The sequence below is a fragment of the Teredinibacter franksiae genome (assembly GCF_014218805.1).
Classification (GTDB): domain Bacteria; phylum Pseudomonadota; class Gammaproteobacteria; order Pseudomonadales; family Cellvibrionaceae; genus Teredinibacter; species Teredinibacter franksiae.
Genome location: NZ_JACJUV010000001.1, coordinates 1866853 through 1884970, shown reverse-complemented (window position 1 = coordinate 1884970; position 18118 = coordinate 1866853). Strand labels below are relative to the sequence as shown.

The window sequence follows — 18118 nt, the reverse complement described above, 5'->3', positions numbered from 1 at the left end:
GCATGGCGGACGAACAGAATAAGTCAGAAGAGGCAACGCCCTTTAAGCTGGAAGAGGCTCGAAGAAAAGGGCAGGTATCAAAAAGCGTCGAGTTTACTGGTGCGGCTAGCTTGGGCGTGGCTTTAGTTACGCTGTTTGCAATTGTGCCAGCAACAGCTGAAAGTGTATGCGATGCGATTGCTTACTGGCTGTTACATGCTGGTAGCACGGCGACGGATTTCCATAGTACCCATGAGTTGATGGGCTATCTAAGCTCCCCATATATTTCTCTTTACTTAACCGTGTCCATTAGCGCTCTTCTTGCAGGAGTGGTGGCTTACTATCTGCACGCTCCTCCCGTATTGTCATTTGAGCCAATCAAACCTCAGTTGTCAAAGTTAAACCCTGTGAGTGGATTTAAACGAATATTCTCCAGAAAAACGTTGGTGGAATTTTTTAAAACAATATTTAAGTTTTCTTTTTTTATTCTTGGGATTTGCTTCGTGCTTAGTAAGGAGGTAATGAGTGAGTTGTACATTGATAAAAGTACAATGTTCGCTGTGCTTGCTTCTTGGTATCGTAGCGCTCAGTTTTTCGCCGGTTTTCTTTTTTCGATAATTTTTGTCTTCGCAGTATTTGATTTATGGCACACGAGAAAAGACTATTCTCGTCAAATGAAAATGAGCACAAGAGATGTTAAAGATGAATATAAGCGGCGTGATGGCGACCCAGAGGTGAAGTCGCGCAGAAAGAAAAATCAGTCAGAGCTGCTGGCGAAGCTAGCTAGTACGCGCAGCGTCAATGATGCAGACGTGGTAATAGTAAACCCCACACATTTTGCGGTGGCGTTGCAGTTTCGTCCGGAAAAAATGATTCTGCCTGTAGTGCTGTCAAAAGGTGGCGGTTTGCTGGCGCGGGTGATTATAGCGAGGGCTAGAAAGGAAAATGTGCCTGTGTTGCGGCGACCCAGGTTGGCGAGATCACTGGTGAAGGATGTCAGTATTGGTGCTCCAATTAATGAGGTTCATAGAAAAGACGTGGTCGCAGTGTATCGTTGGATAGTTTCTTTGCCGAATAATAAGGTGTTGGTGTCATGAGTAGTATTGGGCAAATAAGTGATAAGCCGGGCGCGAGTGATATGTTACTTGTGCTGTGTGTAGTCGCAATATTACTCATTTTATTTGTTCCTATACCCGCGGGCCTGTTGGATTTTTTACTGGTAACAAACTTTTCAACTGCGCTGCTAATTCTGTTGGTGACATTCTATACAGATAAGCCAATAGCTTTTTCGACATTTCCTTCGTTGCTGCTAATAGCTACATTGTTTCGCTTATCACTTAATATTGCTGCGACTCGACTAATTCTTGCGGATGCCGACGCTGGAAAAGTTATCGGCGCTGTTGGAGAGCATGTAGTTGGTGGTAATTACGTTATTGGCCTGGTTGTATTTCTAATATTAATTGTTGTGCAATATGTTGTTGTAACAAATGGTGCACAGCGAGTGGCCGAAGTAGCTGCCCGATTCACTCTTGATTCTTTGCCTGGCAAGCAAATGAGTGTTGATGCCGATTTGAATATGGGTATTATCGACCAGGACGAAGCCAAGCTACGCAGATCTGAGCTGGAGCGTGAGGCGAGTTTCTATGGAGCTATGGATGGAGCTTCAAAGTTTGTTAAAGGCGATGCGGTTGCCGGAATTATAATTGTAATTATCGATATAGTTGGTGGTCTATCGATAGGCTTGGCTCAGCACAACATGAGCTGGGGGGATGCGTTGCATCGCTACACGTTGTTGACGGTTGGGGATGGTATAGTAACGCAAATACCATCCCTTATTATTGCGGTCGCGACGGGGATAATTATTACACGAGCCGCAGCAGACGGGCGTCTAGCTAAGGAAATTGCAAACCAGTTTTTGTCACACCCCAAAACACTGGTTATAGTGGCAGTGGCATTGCTAGTAATTATGTTTCTCCCCGGAATCCCGCTTCTTCCCGTTGCGATAGTGTTGTTTGGAATGTGCTTACTTGCGTGGGTGGCGTACCGATTTTCAGCAAAGCAGAGGGCGGATGGCGCTGAAGGCGAACCCCAAAAGGATGCGGATGTTGCAGAGAAGGATGATGCCAGTTTGGAGGAAATACTAAAAATTCGACCTTTTGAATTGATAGTTGGTACCGATTTATCTGTCGCATATTTTTCAGTCGCGAGCGATTTTAAAACAAGAGTTGGTTATCTTAGAAAACAGTTGGCTGATCAGTTAGGGGTGCTCTTGCCAAGCATTGCCTATAAATCAGAAAAAGACTTTAAGGGAAATGAATATCGCATAAAGATATCTGGAGTAGTGGTCGGTGAAGGCTTGATTGAGCCTAGCAAATTATTGGCGATTAATCCGGGTGGTGTGAAGGTGCGATTAGAAGGTATTCGCACGAAGGAGCCGACCTATGGATTGGATGCAATATGGATTGAGAGCGATCATCGCGGCCAAGCTCATGCTGCAGGTTATACCCTGGTTGAGCCAGATACTGTACTTCTCACGCATATGCAGGAAATTTCGAAAAAGAACGCTGCGAATTTTATCTCGCGTTCCGAAGCTGAGCGATTGGTTGAGCTTCGGCGAGATCAGTTAGGTTCTCTGATAGATGAGCTTATACCCTCAATTTTGACATATTCCGACATTCAAATGGTTTTAAAGGGGCTCGTTGATGAGGGCGTTTCTATCAAGAATATTGATATTGTACTGGAGGTGCTTGTTGATGCGGGGAGAACGATTAAAGGCGCGGACCAGCTGGTAGAAATGGTGAGAGAAAGGCTAGGTTTGACGATATGTTCTAGCTTGGCTGACGGGGAAGGGCAGTTGAATGTTTTAACTCTATCTGCAGAATTGGAGGCTCGAATGCTTGGCTCTGTGGGGGCGGAAAATGCAATTAAATTACACCCTTCAGAAATGGATCAATTGTTTACCAAAATAGCCAGAGCGAGCGAAGTTATGCTTAAAGACAATAAAACGCCGGTTTTATTGGTGGCCGGGGGGGTCCGTCGAGCGCTACGAGGCTTGCTATGTAGGGCTGTCCCGCACGTGAAAGTGTTGTCCGTTAATGAGGTCTCAAGCCATTCGAATGTTAGCTCGAGTGGTGTAATAAGTATAAATGTGAGGGCGGCTTAATATGGGGCAATTTATAGAAAGTTTGGGCCGTATAATTAGCGCCGATGTGCAAGCTGTGAATGTTGTGGCACAGAATAATGCAAATGTAAATACTGGTGGCTACCGAGCTGCAACCCCCTTTCTTGCGTACTTAGGGGATGGTAACAGTGCGTCCTCGTTTGACTCTATTCAATCAAAAGTGCGGTATAAATCTGAAATTGGCTCTATCAGTATCACGCGAGTGGACGGAGATTTGGCATTGGGAGGCGAGGGGTGGTTCACCTTGGAAACAGGTGAGGGGATTCGATTTACCCGCAATGGAAATTTTAAAGTTGACGAAAGCGGATACCTTGTAAACGAGCAGGATCATTTCGTGCTAGACCGAGGACTGGCACGAATTTCTGTGGGGCATGAAGGGTTGCTGGTGCAGCGTACCGGAGAGATCGAAGTAAACGGTAAGGCTGTCGCTTCTCTAGGGGTGTTTAAGCCCGGAAGTGGTGCTGAACTTCACGCTGCAGGAAATGCTCTTTACCGGATAGAGGGTGATCCTGTAGAAGTAACAGAGCTAAACGTTATTCAAGGGGCACTTGAAACATCGAATACTGATACTGCTGAAGAAATGGTTAAGTTAATTGAGATTAGCCGGCATATTGAAACCATGCAGCGGTCAATTTCATATTACGATGATTTACTAAAAACGGGCGTTAGTGAGATTGGTAAGTAGCGCAAGTAACTCAACAGGTGGATTAAAGAATGATAGATGCTATCAATATTGCGAAATCGGGTTTAACTGCTACACAGGAGTGGATTAATACCATTTCTCATAATTTGTCGAATAGCCAAACAACTGCTTACAAAAAGGAAAATGTATTTTTCACCGATGTTGTTACCACTGGCGACAATGCGATATCGTCACAGAATCCTGTGTCGTCAGGTCAGGGGACAAAAATAGGAAGTGTGAAAGATATTTTTACAAGTGGTTCTTTCCGTCAAACAGGTGCAATGTACGACGTTGCTGTCCAGGGTAAGGGGCTGCTTGAAGTAGAGCTTTCAAATGGCGACTACGCCTATACAAGAGTTGGTGGTTTGGGAGTTGATACCGATGGTCGTCTTGGGGTCGTCGGTCAAGGAGGTTTAACCAGTAATATTTATATCCCGCCAGACGCGCTAGAGGTTCAAATTGACGCAGACGGTACGGTTTACGCAACTCTTTCGTCGGGCGATGTTACCGAGCTTGGAATGTTTCAGTTGGCGCAATTTGAAAACGAGTCCGATCTTAAGTCCGTTGGCAACGGCCTATATATGGTTGCTAATGACCGACTTGATCCAATTATGCGAAATGCCGGAGAGTCTGGGGCCGGGAATTTAAAGCAGGGATATCTGGAAACGTCGAACGTGGATATGGTTGAGGAAATGACGAATCTTGTGTTAGCTCAAAGGGCTTACCAGTTGAATGCCCGTTTGATTCAAGTGGTCGATAGTATTTTGGAAACTACCAATAACATCCGGCGTTAGATAATAAATTAATGGCAACGCTTTTCCTTGGGGTGATACTTGCTAGTAGCGTTGCGATCCAGTGTAGATCGTTAGATCGTGACGTTCGACCAAATTGGTTAACATCGTTGAGTGCCGAAACTGCTGTAGTGGAAATAGCGCAGAATTATTTAGAGATAGCGTTGTGTGATAGGTTTACAGTTAATGGGGGAGAGGTAAAATTAAAGTTGCTAAAGCAGGCCACCCATATCGCAAAGACTACTGATATCGAGAATAAAATAGCCTTGCATGAGATAGGCTCTATCAATTCTGGACGAGTTAGAGCTGTATCACTAGATGTTACTGGTAAAGCGCTACGTACGAGTTGGTATACGGTTGAAGTTTTGGACGAGGCATGGGTTACCGTGCGCAATCTAAAAAGGGGGCAGGTGATAAGGGCTGAGGATATACAGTTCACGGTTACGAATGTCGCGAGAGTCGCCGGTGGTTATCAGTTGTTGGAGGGGTCACCTGTTGGGCTGGTCACAACCAGAACCATTCGGCACGGGAGAGTTGTTAGTACACAGGATGTGGCCGCGCCACCTCTAGTCGAGAGAAATATGATGGTTATCATAACGGTGAAATCAGGTCGAATTAAATTGTCTTCGCCAGGTGTTGCGTTGAGCATGGGCTGGGAAAAGGGTGATTTGGTTTCTGTGTTGGTTGATGGTGCAGAATCGCCTATAAAAGCATATGTAATAGGAGAAAATAAGGTTGAAATGGCGTTTTAATGTCTTTTGTACATTGTTTTTCATGTGTGTCAGGGTGTCCGGGGATAGCATGATCGATCCAGACAGCTATCAATCGATAACTGCCGATCAGCGGTCTTTTACTATTGGTCAGCCTATTGTTGTTCTTGTCTATGAGTCTACAACCGCAGAGTCTAGTGTTGGTTTGGGTTTAAAGCATGGATCCTCGATTGAGCTTACCGGAGAGTCTCTTGATAATGAAAAATCGGTTGGCTTGAATGTTTCAGGTAAAGATGAAGGTTCAGGAAAGACAACAAGGAAAGGTGTCGCGGCGACCAAGCTTAGCGTTCTAATAACCGATGTGTTATCGAGCGATATGTTGGCTATTAAGGGTGAGCAAATGTTAGTTATAAACGGGGAAAGCCAGCTCATTACAATTACCGGTATCGTACGTAAGCAAGACATTTCGAAAGAAAATACGATTGTTTCCAGTCGAATTGCAGGCGCTGAAGTTGTGATTCGGGGTGATGGAAGTGTTAGCGATACTGGTGAGCCTGGCGTTGTTTACAGTGTACTAAAATGGCTGAGGCTAATTTGATGCGTTTTTTCCTGATTGTCTATGTTGTATTTTTTAGTCTGGAGGTCGCTGCTTCTTCCAGCGGTGTTCGGATAAAGGATTTAGCGCGGATCGATATGGTTCGGGATTACGCCGTAGTCGGCTATGGGCTGGTGATTGGTCTTTCTGGTACAGGTGATTCGCAGCGCAATGAAGCAACGCTTCAATCGCTATCCAATGCGTTGGAAGGTTTTGGCCTCCAAATTGATAGTGAGGATCTAAATTCACGTAACGTAGCTTCAGTAATGATTACTGCACGTTTAACTGCTTTTGGTGAGGTTGGAGATAAATTTGATGTGAACGTTGCCTCTATTGGTGATGCTAGGAGTTTGAGCGGCGGAACATTGCTGTTAACGCCACTATATGGTGCGGACAAAAAACTGTATGCATTGGCGCAGGGTCCAGTAATAGTAGGTGGATATGAGGTCGAGTCGTTTAGTAATTCGAGGAAAAAAAATCATACCACTGTAGGGCAGGTTAGTAGTGGCGGTAACATAGAGCGCTCACTGTACAGCGGGGATGTTGCTGGGGGCGAAATAAATGTGATTTTAAATGAGCCCGATTTTACAACGGCGAAACGTGTAAGAGATAGGCTGCAAAGTACATTTCCTGCATACGCAGTGAAAGTGGTGCACCCCGGGAAAATACAGCTAAAGATGGGTGGTGCGGCGAATTTCATGTCTGATGTTGCGTTACTAGAAAGCGTAGAGGTTACGCCAGACCTGCAGGCTAGGGTGGTTGTTAATGAGCGTACAGGCATCATAGTGGCGGGAGGAGATGTCACTATAGGGAAGGTAAGTATTGCCTATGGTAGTTTGAAGATTGATATAGATACAGAATTCCAAGTATCACAGCCATTTAACAATTTTAGGCCTACGGATAGTATTAGAACACAGGTGGTACCAGATACTGACATTTCCGTTAATGAACAGAGAATTGAGCCTGTTTCATTACCTGCAGGGACTAGTGTCAATGACTTGGTTCAATCACTTCAAGCGATAAATTTGTCAGTACGTGATGTAATTTCCATCTTGCAATCGTTGCAAGCTGCTGGTGCATTACATGCAGAACTCATTACGCAGTAAGGAGTATAGAAAATGAGCGCAGACCTTTCGGTAATTGGCGTGGCGACAAAAGCTGTGGCGATAAACAGCGAACAGGCGAGAATATCTTCGTCCAATATCGCAGGTGCGAACCAGCCGTCTTATATAAAGATGGGGTTTGACTTTAAGCGAGCAATATCAGATTTAGCTTCTTCGTATGCTGTGTCTGGTAATAATGGTGATGCTCTGACGAATGCGTTAAGTGGTTTAGATTATGTCAAACAGCTGGGTGGCCAAATAAATCTAGACCAAGAAGTGGCTACTATGAACGAGGCCGCTGGAAGGGTAAAAGTGATCTCGAAAATTATCTCAGCAAAGATGGCCCTAATGAGTCTGGCTGTAGTGGGAGGTCGATAGCATGGAGCCTGGTTCTATAACTGCAATTTCCCGTTTTGGGATGGATTATGAGCGTGGCCGAGTTGAGCTTGCAGCGCAACGCTTAGCGCTTGCGAACGTAGCATTTGCGAGCGAAACAACAGCTTTGCAAGCCATTGAAAATTTACTTATAAATGCAAACGGTGTAGTTGGTGGAGGGGATAATGACTTAAATTCTTCCGTCGTGAAAGCTGTTCACGATCCAGTGCATCCGATGGCAAATGGTGAAGGTAATGTTTTTTTTCTTGATGTGGACCATGTGACTGAAATGGTGCGTATGGCGGGTGCTGTACGCGCATATGAAGCAAATGTCAGGGCCTATAATATCAATAAAGAAATTAATGCAGCAGCGATACAGATTGGTGACGAAAGATGAATGAGTTAGGAGTACAGAGTATTGGCCTTAATAATGCCGATACTATGCCACGTATAAGTTTTGGCCATATGGAAGTAAGCTCGAAGCCAAACGCTTTTATGGATGCGATAGGAAGCCTTAATCAAACGATGATTGGGGCTGAAGACAATATGGTTTCGTATGTCTTAGATAGTAATAGTATTTCGGTACATGAATTAATGATTTCGATTGAAAATGCCAAAATGTCTATGAAGGTGGCCGTGGAACTTAGAAATAAGATCGCAGAGTCATATAAAGAAATTCTCAATATGCAGATATAGAGGTTGAGAAATTAACGTGGAAATCAATCAATTGTACAACAGAAAGTTTGTGATTATAGTTGCCGTCATTGTCGTTTTTGTGTTTTTTGTTTCGGCTATCTCTTGGCTATTTATGGTTACACACTGGAAGCCATTGATGTCCGGAAGCGTATCAAAAGATCTGCATAGTGAGATTGCGGGGCATCTAATGGCGTGGGGTTTTGATTTTAAGACAGATGAAAAAACTGGCCAAGTTTTTGTCGAAGAGCGATATGTTGGAGAGATACGAAAAAAGTTAGAAGAAATGGGCGTTCAAGCTGAATCTGCGAGCGGCTTTTCGATTTTTGATGATGCTGATTACGGTATGTCGGAGTTCGTACAAAAAATTAATTATCAAAGAGGCCTTGAGGGAGAGATTGGTAATACTATTCGTTCATTTGCTGATATTAGATCGGCTAGGGTACATTTATCTTTACCGAAAAAGAGTTTGTTCAATACGGAAGATGTTCGAGCGAAGGCCTCAGTGGTAGTAGACCAGAGAGAAGGGATAAATTTGTCTAACGCGCAAATAAGAGGGATAAAAACATTGGTTTCCGCCGCTGTAGAAGATCTATTAAGTGAAGATGTCGTGGTGCTGGGGCAAAATGGAACGCTTTTTTCAAATGATTCTAGTAAGGGATATGACGAGATATCTGAACTTGAAGATGTCTACGCTAGAAAAGTTAAGGCTCTTATAACGATGGTTGTTCCTTCAGAATCTATTAGTGTTGCTGTGAATATCGATCTTAATAAGGACAAGACAAAATCTATACGAGAATCCATTGTGCCTGCAGTTACTGGAGGTAGTGGATATATAGTAAAAACCAAATCGCAAGTTCGTGATGAAGGTCCAGATAAAGGTTCTGCTAAAGATACTCGCAATTCAGAGTCAAAAGAGGTTGAGTATATATATTCAACGGAAAGATCCGAAACCGAATATGCGTACGGAACGATTAAGAGAATAGGTGTGGGCGTTGTTATTGGAGATAGTGTGGACGAGTCGATATTGCAGAAATTGTCCTCAGCCATTGAGGCAGGTATTGGTATCGACAGGACTCGTGGTGACCGCGTTACCGTAATTGCGCAACCTGAATACGTTCAGGCTGCGCCAGAAGCACTAAAGGAGGCCCCGATTCCCGTGCAAGTAGTTGCCGGCACTTTGGCTAGAGAAGAGATACATCCGCTGGTGCTTCCGTTAGTGTGGGCAATAAGTGGCGTAGTTGTATTGGTGTGTTTATTCTGGATTTACTTTCGGTCGGGAAGAAAGCCACGTTCGCTGAAGGTTAAGGAGCGGGATGCTATTTTGGCCGAAATAAACGAATGGCTTGCTGTACCCGAGGGGAATACTCTTGAAGTCGAACGATAGCGTTAAGCGCCTTGCCCTAAAAATGGCGTGTCTTTCTAAGCAAGATCAGAATTGGTTAATTAGTCAGTTGAGTGAAAGTCAAGTTCAACGATTGAAATCACTGTTGCAAGAGGTTCAATTACGTGGTTGGGATAGATACCCAGAATTAGTTGGATCCGTCTTGAATAGTATGCAACCAAAAAAAGAGGTGTCAGAAAAACCTCGAACAATGGTTAAGTTGCCCCGTTATTGGAGTCTTCTGCTAGCTTCAGAAAAAAATGAATTTGCGGGTGAAGTTTGTGGCGGCACTAATAGGAAGTATGCGGTAGGCGTAAGTAACTATTTAATCAAGGCTACTTCGGCAATCGCTTATGAATGAAATTTTGAAGGGGAGCAAAAGTTCTGGATGTTTTCAACGGTTGAATTTCCCGGATCAAGTGCCTCCTGACGAGCCGGAAGAGAGCATTTCTCCTAAATTTTCGATTCAGCAATTGGAAGAAATATTTCAAGAGGAACTTGCTGATTTAAGAGCTGAAGCGAAAAATAAAGGCCTGAAAGACGGTTTAGACAGTGCCGAGGAAATCGTCCAAGCTGAAGTTCAGGAAAAGCTGGATAGCTTTGTCCAATCGACAAAAGAAAAAGAGAGCTTGTTGGCGAAAAAGCTGCAAGAAGCGGATGAGCAACTTGAGCAACTTAAGGTGCGGCTGGCAGTAATTGCCGATGGCGTTGTACGACAGGATCGTGAGCTAGAACAGAGTGTGGTTAATCTTAGTTTGAAGTGCGTATATGCATTGATGCACGAATCATATTCGAATGAAGAATTGGTGTCAGCTTATATAAGGAAAAAGGTTGAAGCGTTCAAAACTGAGTCTCCTTTAATATTAATTGTTTCTGGTGAACACGCCACTTTCTGGGACAAGGCTATCCAAAATTTGGAAAATATTTCAATACAGTATGACAAAAATATGAGCTCAGTTGACATGCGTTTTTTGTATGGAAGCTCAGAAGCCTGTTGCTCAATTTCCGCTGATCTAGACAAGCTTAAGAATTGTTTATTGGATGTATTTGAAGCGAGGCATCCTAATCGTGTTTGAAGCACCCTACCTTGAGGCTCTGGGTAAGCTAGAGCTATCCCAAGTAACGGGAAAACTAACAGCAATAAGCGGTATGTTACTCGAGGCAAAGGGGTGTTCTGTTCGAATGGGTGAGCTGGTGTCGGTTATTCAGCCCCTCACTACGCGCACCGTGCTCGCTGAAGTGGTGGGCTTGAAGGCTGACAGTATATTACTTATGCCTCTTCAGGCGCCGGAAGGTTTATGTTTGGACAGCCGTGTGCGCCCGGTGGGGAAGCCGATCGACGTAGGGGCAGGTAATGAATTGCTGGGTAGAGTTGTTAATGGGTTGGGTGATTTTTTAGACGGAGAAGGCAAAAGGATCGCCAAACGTCTTCGCACTGCTGCAAACAAAATTAACCCATTGGATCGAGAAGCAATTACAGAAACCTTGGCTTCTGGTGTTAAGTCCATTGACCTTTTTTGCACCATGGGAAAAGGTATGCGTATCGGTATATTTGCAGGAAGTGGCGTAGGTAAAAGTACATTACTTGGGATGCTAGCAACTAATAGTGAGGCTGATGTAATTGTGGTTTGCCTAATTGGTGAGCGAGGCAGAGAGGTAGGTGAATTTGTAAGGGATATTCAAGCGTCTAACGGATTTACACGATGTGTCGTTGTTGCTGCTACAGCTGACGAGCCCGCAATAATGCGCAGGCAGGCCGCGTTTACGGCGACCACTATTGCTGAGTACTTTCGTGATCTGGGTAAAGATGTTTTGTTGATAATGGACTCCATTACACGACTTGCGATGGCTCAACGGGAGGTTGGATTGGCTGCGGGAGAGTCGTTAGGCGCAAGAGGATATCCTGCTTCAGTTTTTGCCATATTACCTCCTCTGGTTGAGCGCGTAGGCAATCTTAGAGGGGTAGGCTCAATAAGCGCGATTTACACGGTGCTTGTCGAGGGGGATGATATGCAAGAACCTATTACTGACCACATGAGATCGCTTCTAGATGGACATGTTGTACTTTCCAGATCGTTGGCAGAAAAAGGTCATTACCCAGCGGTTGATATCTTATCAAGTTTAAGCCGATTAGCACCGGCTTTATTAAACCCTGATCAGCAGAGCACTGTTTCTGCTCTGCGGGCCCATTTGTCGGCGTTTCATGAATCTAAAGATATGATCGAGCTGGGGGCCTATGAGGCTGGTAGTAATACTGTGCTCGACAAAATTGTAGAGTTTAAGGGCGATGTTGACGAATTTTTACAACAAAAAAGACGCCAATTTATCGAGCCTGACGATGTCTGGCGAGATGCAAGCCAAGTAGTTGAAAAGCTTATTCAATGAAGCATGTTAATAAGCGGTTAAATATACTTTCTTTACTAAAGAAAAAGCAGAAGATAGAGACGTTTAGAATAGCTACCGAATTACTTCGGGCGCAAAAAGCTGAGGTGCAACACAAGCTTGAGAGTTCTGGTGTCGATGAGGAAGTTAATGCTCTAGTGCAAGCTTCAGGTTTGGCTTCAGATGCTGGATATTCGGCTATTAGGGATGCGAAACTATGGTTGATCTTGGACTGCCAAGAAAAAAAGCAAATTTTGGCGCGGCAGCTAAATGAGTGTAGTGATGTTATTGGGCAGCAGCGCAATAGTTTAAGAACCAAGGAACTATTGGGGCGATCCTATAAAAGAAAAATGGATGACTGCGCGGTAGAAATTAGGCGATTGGAACAAAAAATATTTTTATAATTTTGATATTTTCTAGTGGGCGATGTTGGGTGGTGTGCTAATTATGAATGTAGATTGGGGTGGACAGAAACCGATTTCAAATCGGCCAACAGACGTCGGGCCTGCTTTCTCGCGGGCCAAAGAACAGGTAAAAAGCGATTTTTTGGGTGATATTTCATCTTCTAGTGCTAGTGGGGAAAGTACTCTTCCGCATGATCACCGGGCCAGCTTTTATTTGTCCAAAGATACACATTCGGAAGAACTTGATTACGCGGAATTTGAGGGAATGCAAATACCGGAAAGCTCAGTTATTGGTGATATTGATGGCAGCGTGTCCGTATCAATTCACGTGGGTGATGAGGCTGTTACTGCCGCGTCAATTTCCAAACCAAACGCCAGATCAAAGGTTTACGAATTTAGTGGCGTTGCACTAGGTCGATTATCTCATATATTTGACGGAGTAACGGTATATGGGCTGGTAAAGCCTGTAATAGGTGAAGCTGATATAAGTGCAGGCGAAAAGGCGCATTTAATTGGAGGCGAAAAATCTATGCCTCAATCAGCGACTATAGATAGCCAGTACGGAATTTACATTCGTAGTCAGGGTAACTCTGGGATTATTGCTTCTGAAAAAATGGGTGGAGTACATTCCTCTGGTGCACCGAGTGTTGCGCTTTCACTGCGCGAGGTTGTAAAACAAAAAGTTACGCTGTTGGAAAGCGAAAATGGATACGTTTTACTATTTCGCGATTACACAATAGGCGAGGTTGAACTACGGGGCATAGTTAGTGAACTAGGTAGCCGGCTTCAAGCGCAAGGCTCAGCGGTAGCTGTAAAAATTATAAATGGGCGTGTATACAGTTAATTAGGGAACTATGTCATGGCAATTGATGCAATAGGCACTGCAGTAAGTACCAACTCAGGAGCAGCCTCAAATTCAATAGATCTAGAAGGGTTTTTGAAGCTGTTTATTACACAGTTAACATATCAGGACCCGTTGGAGCCTACGAAAAACGAGGAGTTTCTTGCGCAGATGGCACAGTTCTCCGGTTTAGAGCAGCAGAGGCAAACGACGGAGCGTGTAACTGGGATATTAACGATGAACTCGTCTTCTCAGTCCGTCAGTATGTTAGGAAAACGTATCGAAGTTGTAGAGGACGGACGATCTTTGTCTGGTACCGTGACCGCCGTTAGGTTTACGCAGGAGGGACCGTTGCTTACTCTTCAAGATTCCGATGGCAATTCAATTCCAAATATTCGACTTTCGCAAATTTCACTAGTGCGTCGGCAGGGGGGATAGCAATGTTGCAGTCATTATTTAATGGGTTAAGTGGAATGCTTAGCTTTTCAAAGGGTATTGAAGTTATTAGTCAGAATATATCCAATATGAATACTCCTGGCTATAAAGCAAAGAATGCACTTTATCAGGAAGTTCTGGGGAGTCAGTATGGCGCGGGGTCAGATGTTGCTGGCACAGCAATGCAGCAGCAGAATGGCGATTTTCAAGATGCGGGAAGCCCAACAACATTAGCCATTGACGGAAGCGGGTTTTTTATCCTTCGGGGAGAAAACGGAGAGAATTATTATACTCGTGCTGGCCAGTTTCAGTTAAATGAAGAGTATATGCTGGTCGATTCGGCAACGGGAAAATATGAAGTAATGGCTCTCTCTGAGGCTGGAGTGCTCGAAGCATTCAGTTTTGAGGGGAATCGAGTGAGGCCTCCAGTTGCCACTAGTGAGGTGCAGCTTGCTGGAAATATATCGAGTGATGAAGGGGAGCACCGGATTGATGACCTCTACATTTACGATATTGCTGGAGAGTCGCATAGAATATCAATTGAATTGATCAATGACGACGCTGGAAGCTGGACAGTTAACGTACTAGATGAAAATGAATCGAATATCGGCTCGGGTTCGGTTGCTTTTGATACAGATGGATCGCCATTGGAAGGCTCGAGTTCGGCCGCAATTGAAATCCCATTTGCCGGAGGGCAGACGGTAGAGTTTAATTTGGGAGAGCCGGGCAGCTTTGAAAATGCAACGCAGTTTGTTTCTGGAGCAACCAATCTAGGAGCGACAGTTACGGATGGTGGTGCTGCTTCCGGTTATATAAGTCTGAATTTTGATAATGATGGGGTTCTCAATATTGAGTACGGGAATGGCGAAGAAGAGGAGGGGGCTCGAATTGCATTAGCTAACTTTAATGATGTTACGAAATTAAGTCAGTCTGGGTCGTTCTATCAAGCAGGCCCAGATGTAAGAATGATCATTGGTAATGCAAATGAGGGAGTAAATGGCAAAGTGCTGGGTGGAAAGTTGGAGCTTTCCAATACAGAGCTAACGGAGCAGTTTGCACAACTATTGGTATCGCAGCAAGGGTACACAGCCAGCTCGCGAGTGATGAATGTCGCAAACCAATTGATCGAAACGCTATACAGCAGCACTGGAGGTCGGTAGTGCTACAGCCAGTACTTAAGCTTTCTCGGCGTGAACAAATATCACTAAGAGAAAAGCTGAAAATTGCCGTTCAACAGTGGTTGGATGTCTGGTGCTTGGAGCCAAGTGATATAGATATTTCGATTGACAGGTTCTCTGGTATGCAAGATTTCGATCATGAGCTTCGTCTTTATTGTGGCAGTGGCTCGCAGCAGAAAAAGGTTTTACTTGCGAGCGCTGGTGACTGGACAAAATTGATGTTCGCTCAGGACCTCGCTGATGTGCCAAAAGATGAAACATACGAAAAAATTGTGTTAGAAGCCCAAAATCAAATTCTAGAAAAAATCGGCGTATTGATTAAAGATGAGCTGGTAGCGGATAACCAAAATGATTGCGTAGAGCTCGTTTCTCGTGCGGCGAAGGGAGAGCAGTGGTTTGAGTGCCGCGTCAAAATGAATAATTGGGTATTGATATTGTTGCTTAATGGCTACGCGGTTAAAGCGCTTATCGGAAGAGGTGATATTAGGCCCGTTTCGAACCTGCATTCTAAAAGTGAGGCGATTCTTGAGAAAACGTGCCGTTTGGAGGTTTCACTTAATCTTGGCGAGTACAAATTGTCGTCATTTGAGGGCCTGAGCGTTGGAGACGTACTGACGTCGACCACAACTCTGAATAAGGAGCTGGAGGTACGGCTTGGTGAGCGCATTGTGGCAGTGGGGGCCCTTTGTCAGGAAAGCCAGCAGAAGGCAGTTAGGTTGATGGTAAGTGGAAATAAGGTGTAATGATATGAATACTGAAAGCGAAACAATGTTAGAAGATTCTCAGTCCGTTGTTAGTGGTGAGGCTTTATTGAATAAAGATATGAGTTTAGTGGGGCATGTTAATGTCACTGTTACTGTAAACGTTGGCTCTGCAGAAATAAGTATAGACGATTTGTTTTCAGTAAAAAAAGGGAGTGTTTTATCGTTGGCAGAAAAGATGGACGAGCCGGTGACCTTATTGGTTGATGGAAAGATTATTGCTCGAGGTGAACTCGTTGCAACTGATGAAACTTATGGTGTTCTCATTACAGAGATATAGCTTTTTTATGGAAAGTATTCAGGAGACAGCCTCTCAGCCACTTGGCGAAGATGAGGTCGCGCTTAAATTTCGTACAGACAGCGCTATATCAGACGGATTCCTGTTGAAGCTGTTGATTGTGGTGGCGATTTTATTGGCGATACTAGCAATTGCAATAAAAAAGTCCCCACGTAAGTTTCTTACGATGCTTAAACGAGAAGAGGTTGAGAGCGATATAAAAATTATTGAGAGCAGACAAATTTCAAAAGCAACGTTAATGTCATTAGTTGAAGTTGAGGGGGAACGATACCTGATCACTGAATCATCCAGCTTGAAGCACACGGTTCTGAGTCTTTCTTCGAGAAATAACGTGGTGCAGAATGATGGTGATAGAGGTATTGAGGGGAGCGAAATTGAATGATTAGTACTCTCTTGGTACAAGGACTTGCGGCTAGCTCTAGCTCTGTTTTAAACGATATGTTTTCTGATGGCCGGCTCCAATCTGAAATCGAGCATTTCGTACTGTTTGCTTTACTTGGGTTTTTGCCGTTTTTCTTGATTGCGACTACAACTTTCACGCGCAATATAATTGTACTGTCATTTCTTAGACATGCATTGGGTTTGCAGCAAAGTCCACCGAATATGGTTTTGATCACACTGGCCATGTTTCTCACCTTATTTACTATGACCCCGGTTTTGAAACAGAGCTATCAGGTGGGAATACAGCCATATTTGGATAACCATATGGAAGCTGGAGAAGCTTTGGATCAAAGTTGGCAGCCTATCAAGACCTTTTTAGTTCGACAAACTCATGAAAAAGATATGGTGTTTGTCTATCGGATGAATGGTGAGAGCGTGCCGAAAAACGTAGCGGAAGTGTCATTCGAATATTTGGTTCCGGCCTTTATGCTGAGCGAACTGAAGACGGCATTTAAAATGGGATTCATTATTTTTCTACCTTTTTTACTTGTCGATTTAGTTATGGCTGCAATCCTGATGTCGCTGGGGATGATTATGGTGCCGCCGATAACGATATCGCTTCCTATCAAGGTGTTGCTTTTTGTAGTGATCGATGGGTGGGCGTTGGTATCTGAGACGTTATTGATGAGCGTAGTTACCTAGGTTTATGACTGTTTTGCAGTCACAGATTTCAGGCGAAGCTAAAGAGCCTCAGCTTTGGCAAATATTTGAGCTGGAGCGTAGCATTGATGCTCGCAACATAATATTCGAATACTACAGTCTTTGGTCTCGTAAGGTTGCGAGTAAGCTTTACTCAAAATATGCTTGTGCTGGGCTGGAATGGGCCGATTTTTCACAATTTTGTGCGTTAGGCCTACTGATGGCGATAGAGCGGTTTGATCTCAGTAAAGGTACACCGTTTAAGGCGTTTGCTTATCCGTATATGGTTGGTAGGACGTTAGATGGCCTGCAGTGTTTTTTTAATGAAAGAGTTCGTCATGGACGAGATCACCGCGGCGCGGAGCGGTTAGAATCAATCGCGATACAGGATACTGCATTCGAGTCGGTAGTAGATGCGGTTGTTGGTCTGGCTTTCGGCTTCTTCCTGGAGTCAGGGGTTGTGCAAGATGAACTGCCAAACAACTCTGTCCAGGATTCTTTTTTCCAAGCAGAAACGCTAGCGTGTATTAAAAATATTGTAAGCTCGTTAGATGACCCCGAAAGAGGTGTGCTAAAAGCACATTACTTTCAGAATATGAAATTTGCTGATATTGCTGCGATGCTTCGCGTTACACCCTCCCGGGTTAGCCAAATTCATAGCAAAGGTATTAAAGCCGTACGTTTAATATATGAGCAAATATATGATGCATAAACTGGTTACGTAAGAGGATGAAATATTATGGATTTAGGTAATTTGGAATCAGACGAACTTTTGGCACTTTCTGAATTTGATTTACAGCGAGAGCTTTATACTGAGGCTCTCGTAAAGTTAAAGCTAGCTAAAGGGCGTACAGATGTCCCGATAGAAGTTCATGCATTGCTTGGTCGATGCTACGCGTCAATGGGTCTACTTGCTAGAGCTAAAGCGTCTTTTTCTGCGCTGCTAGAAATAAAGCCTGACGCAATTCATGAACTGTTCCAGTTGGGCATGGTGGAGCGTGATATGGGGAATGTAATTAAGGCAATGCAAATTTGGGATCAGGTGTTGGAAGCTGAGTCAGCTTTTGCTCCAGCGTTATTTTACAAGGCCGTTGCATTAGTTGAAGTGGATGAGCGTCAATCTGCCATCGACGCGCTGGCTATTCTAAAAGAGAACCCGGCAGAGGCCGGAGAGTATTTGGAGCGTGCTGAAGAACTTTTATCCAGCCTTAATATCCAGTAGGGTAATGGGCAGTAATGCTTTGTG

At 44.2% G+C, this 18118-nt stretch carries 24 protein-coding genes; all 24 read left to right on the top strand.

Features of this window, described 5'->3' with window-relative positions; translation table 11 throughout:
• The first annotated feature begins 2 nt into the window (after window positions 1-2).
• The 24 genes from H5336_RS07760 (at window position 3) to H5336_RS07645 (ending at window position 18094) form a co-directional block, all read left to right on the top strand.
• Entirely contained in the window at window positions 3-1076 is a 1074-nt protein-coding gene (locus tag H5336_RS07760; RefSeq protein WP_185233015.1) for an EscU/YscU/HrcU family type III secretion system export apparatus switch protein, read from the top strand.
• On the top strand, window positions 1073-3142 hold the full coding sequence (locus H5336_RS07755) for a flagellar biosynthesis protein FlhA (protein ID WP_185233013.1): 2070 nt from the start codon (window positions 1073-1075) through the stop codon (window positions 3140-3142). The genes H5336_RS07760 and H5336_RS07755 overlap by 4 nt, the downstream gene beginning before the upstream one ends.
• Window position 3143: 1 nt before the next feature.
• A complete protein-coding gene (locus H5336_RS07750; protein WP_185233011.1) occupies window positions 3144-3845 on the top strand; it encodes a flagellar hook-basal body complex protein in 702 nt (233 codons plus the stop codon).
• Between the two features lie 29 nt (window positions 3846-3874).
• The gene (locus tag H5336_RS07745) at window positions 3875-4636 is read left to right on the top strand and encodes a flagellar hook-basal body protein (protein ID WP_185233009.1); all 762 of its coding nucleotides are present in this window, start codon (window positions 3875-3877) and stop codon (window positions 4634-4636) included.
• A 107-nt stretch (window positions 4637-4743) separates the two neighbouring features.
• On the top strand, window positions 4744-5385 hold the full coding sequence (flgA, locus tag H5336_RS07740; protein ID WP_185233006.1) for a flagellar basal body P-ring formation chaperone FlgA: 642 nt from the start codon (window positions 4744-4746) through the stop codon (window positions 5383-5385).
• 49 nt (window positions 5386-5434) lie between these two features.
• Complete coding sequence (locus H5336_RS07735; RefSeq protein WP_185233004.1) at window positions 5435-5941, top strand: flagellar basal body L-ring protein FlgH; 507 nt, start codon at window positions 5435-5437, stop codon at window positions 5939-5941.
• Window positions 5923-7044 carry a flagellar basal body P-ring protein FlgI gene (locus H5336_RS07730; protein WP_221628007.1) on the top strand — a complete coding sequence of 374 codons (1122 nt, stop codon included), beginning with the start codon at window positions 5923-5925 and terminating at the stop codon, window positions 7042-7044. The genes H5336_RS07735 and H5336_RS07730 overlap by 19 nt, the downstream gene beginning before the upstream one ends.
• Before the next feature lie 12 nt (window positions 7045-7056).
• Window positions 7057-7419 (top strand): hypothetical protein, encoded by a 363-nt coding sequence (locus tag H5336_RS07725; protein WP_185233002.1) that lies wholly within the window; start codon window positions 7057-7059, stop codon window positions 7417-7419.
• A gap of 1 nt (window position 7420) precedes the next feature.
• A complete protein-coding gene (locus H5336_RS07720) occupies window positions 7421-7813 on the top strand; it encodes a flagellar basal body rod protein FlgC (protein WP_185233000.1) in 393 nt (130 codons plus the stop codon).
• Complete coding sequence (fliE, locus tag H5336_RS07715) at window positions 7810-8112, top strand: flagellar hook-basal body complex protein FliE (protein WP_185232998.1); 303 nt, start codon at window positions 7810-7812, stop codon at window positions 8110-8112. Before H5336_RS07720 ends, fliE begins: the two co-directional genes overlap by 4 nt.
• A gap of 16 nt (window positions 8113-8128) precedes the next feature.
• Window positions 8129-9496 (top strand): flagellar basal-body MS-ring/collar protein FliF, encoded by a 1368-nt coding sequence (gene fliF / locus H5336_RS07710; RefSeq protein ID WP_185232996.1) that lies wholly within the window; start codon window positions 8129-8131, stop codon window positions 9494-9496.
• The gene (locus H5336_RS07705) at window positions 9480-9854 is read left to right on the top strand and encodes a hypothetical protein (RefSeq protein WP_185232994.1); all 375 of its coding nucleotides are present in this window, start codon (window positions 9480-9482) and stop codon (window positions 9852-9854) included. Before fliF ends, H5336_RS07705 begins: the two co-directional genes overlap by 17 nt.
• Window positions 9847-10569, top strand: a complete 723-nt coding sequence (locus H5336_RS07700) for a FliH/SctL family protein (RefSeq protein ID WP_185232992.1) — start codon at window positions 9847-9849, stop codon at window positions 10567-10569. The genes H5336_RS07705 and H5336_RS07700 overlap by 8 nt, the downstream gene beginning before the upstream one ends.
• On the top strand, window positions 10562-11878 hold the full coding sequence (locus H5336_RS07695; protein ID WP_185232990.1) for a FliI/YscN family ATPase: 1317 nt from the start codon (window positions 10562-10564) through the stop codon (window positions 11876-11878). The genes H5336_RS07700 and H5336_RS07695 overlap by 8 nt, the downstream gene beginning before the upstream one ends.
• On the top strand, window positions 11875-12279 hold the full coding sequence (locus H5336_RS07690) for a hypothetical protein (protein WP_185232988.1): 405 nt from the start codon (window positions 11875-11877) through the stop codon (window positions 12277-12279). The genes H5336_RS07695 and H5336_RS07690 overlap by 4 nt, the downstream gene beginning before the upstream one ends.
• A 43-nt stretch (window positions 12280-12322) precedes the next feature.
• Entirely contained in the window at window positions 12323-13123 is an 801-nt protein-coding gene (locus H5336_RS07685) for a hypothetical protein (RefSeq protein WP_185232986.1), read from the top strand.
• Between the two features lie 15 nt (window positions 13124-13138).
• Window positions 13139-13558: a flagellar hook assembly protein FlgD gene (locus H5336_RS23385; RefSeq protein WP_185232984.1), complete on the top strand. Its 420-nt coding sequence runs from the start codon at window positions 13139-13141 to the stop codon at window positions 13556-13558.
• Between the two features lie 2 nt (window positions 13559-13560).
• A complete protein-coding gene (locus tag H5336_RS07675; protein ID WP_185232982.1) occupies window positions 13561-14715 on the top strand; it encodes a flagellar hook-basal body complex protein in 1155 nt (384 codons plus the stop codon).
• Complete coding sequence (locus H5336_RS23615; RefSeq protein ID WP_185232981.1) at window positions 14715-15476, top strand: FliM/FliN family flagellar motor switch protein; 762 nt, start codon at window positions 14715-14717, stop codon at window positions 15474-15476. The genes H5336_RS07675 and H5336_RS23615 overlap by 1 nt, the downstream gene beginning before the upstream one ends.
• 4 nt (window positions 15477-15480) lie before the next feature.
• The gene (locus tag H5336_RS07665; RefSeq protein WP_185232979.1) at window positions 15481-15774 is read left to right on the top strand and encodes a FliM/FliN family flagellar motor switch protein; all 294 of its coding nucleotides are present in this window, start codon (window positions 15481-15483) and stop codon (window positions 15772-15774) included.
• A gap of 7 nt (window positions 15775-15781) precedes the next feature.
• Window positions 15782-16174: a hypothetical protein gene (locus H5336_RS07660; RefSeq protein WP_185232977.1), complete on the top strand. Its 393-nt coding sequence runs from the start codon at window positions 15782-15784 to the stop codon at window positions 16172-16174.
• Window positions 16171-16875 (top strand): flagellar type III secretion system pore protein FliP, encoded by a 705-nt coding sequence (fliP, locus tag H5336_RS07655; protein WP_185232975.1) that lies wholly within the window; start codon window positions 16171-16173, stop codon window positions 16873-16875. The genes H5336_RS07660 and fliP overlap by 4 nt, the downstream gene beginning before the upstream one ends.
• A 4-nt stretch (window positions 16876-16879) precedes the next feature.
• Entirely contained in the window at window positions 16880-17584 is a 705-nt protein-coding gene (locus tag H5336_RS07650; protein ID WP_185232973.1) for a sigma-70 family RNA polymerase sigma factor, read from the top strand.
• Between the two features lie 27 nt (window positions 17585-17611).
• Complete coding sequence (locus H5336_RS07645) at window positions 17612-18094, top strand: hypothetical protein (protein ID WP_185232971.1); 483 nt, start codon at window positions 17612-17614, stop codon at window positions 18092-18094.
• Window positions 18095-18118 lie beyond the last annotated feature (24 nt).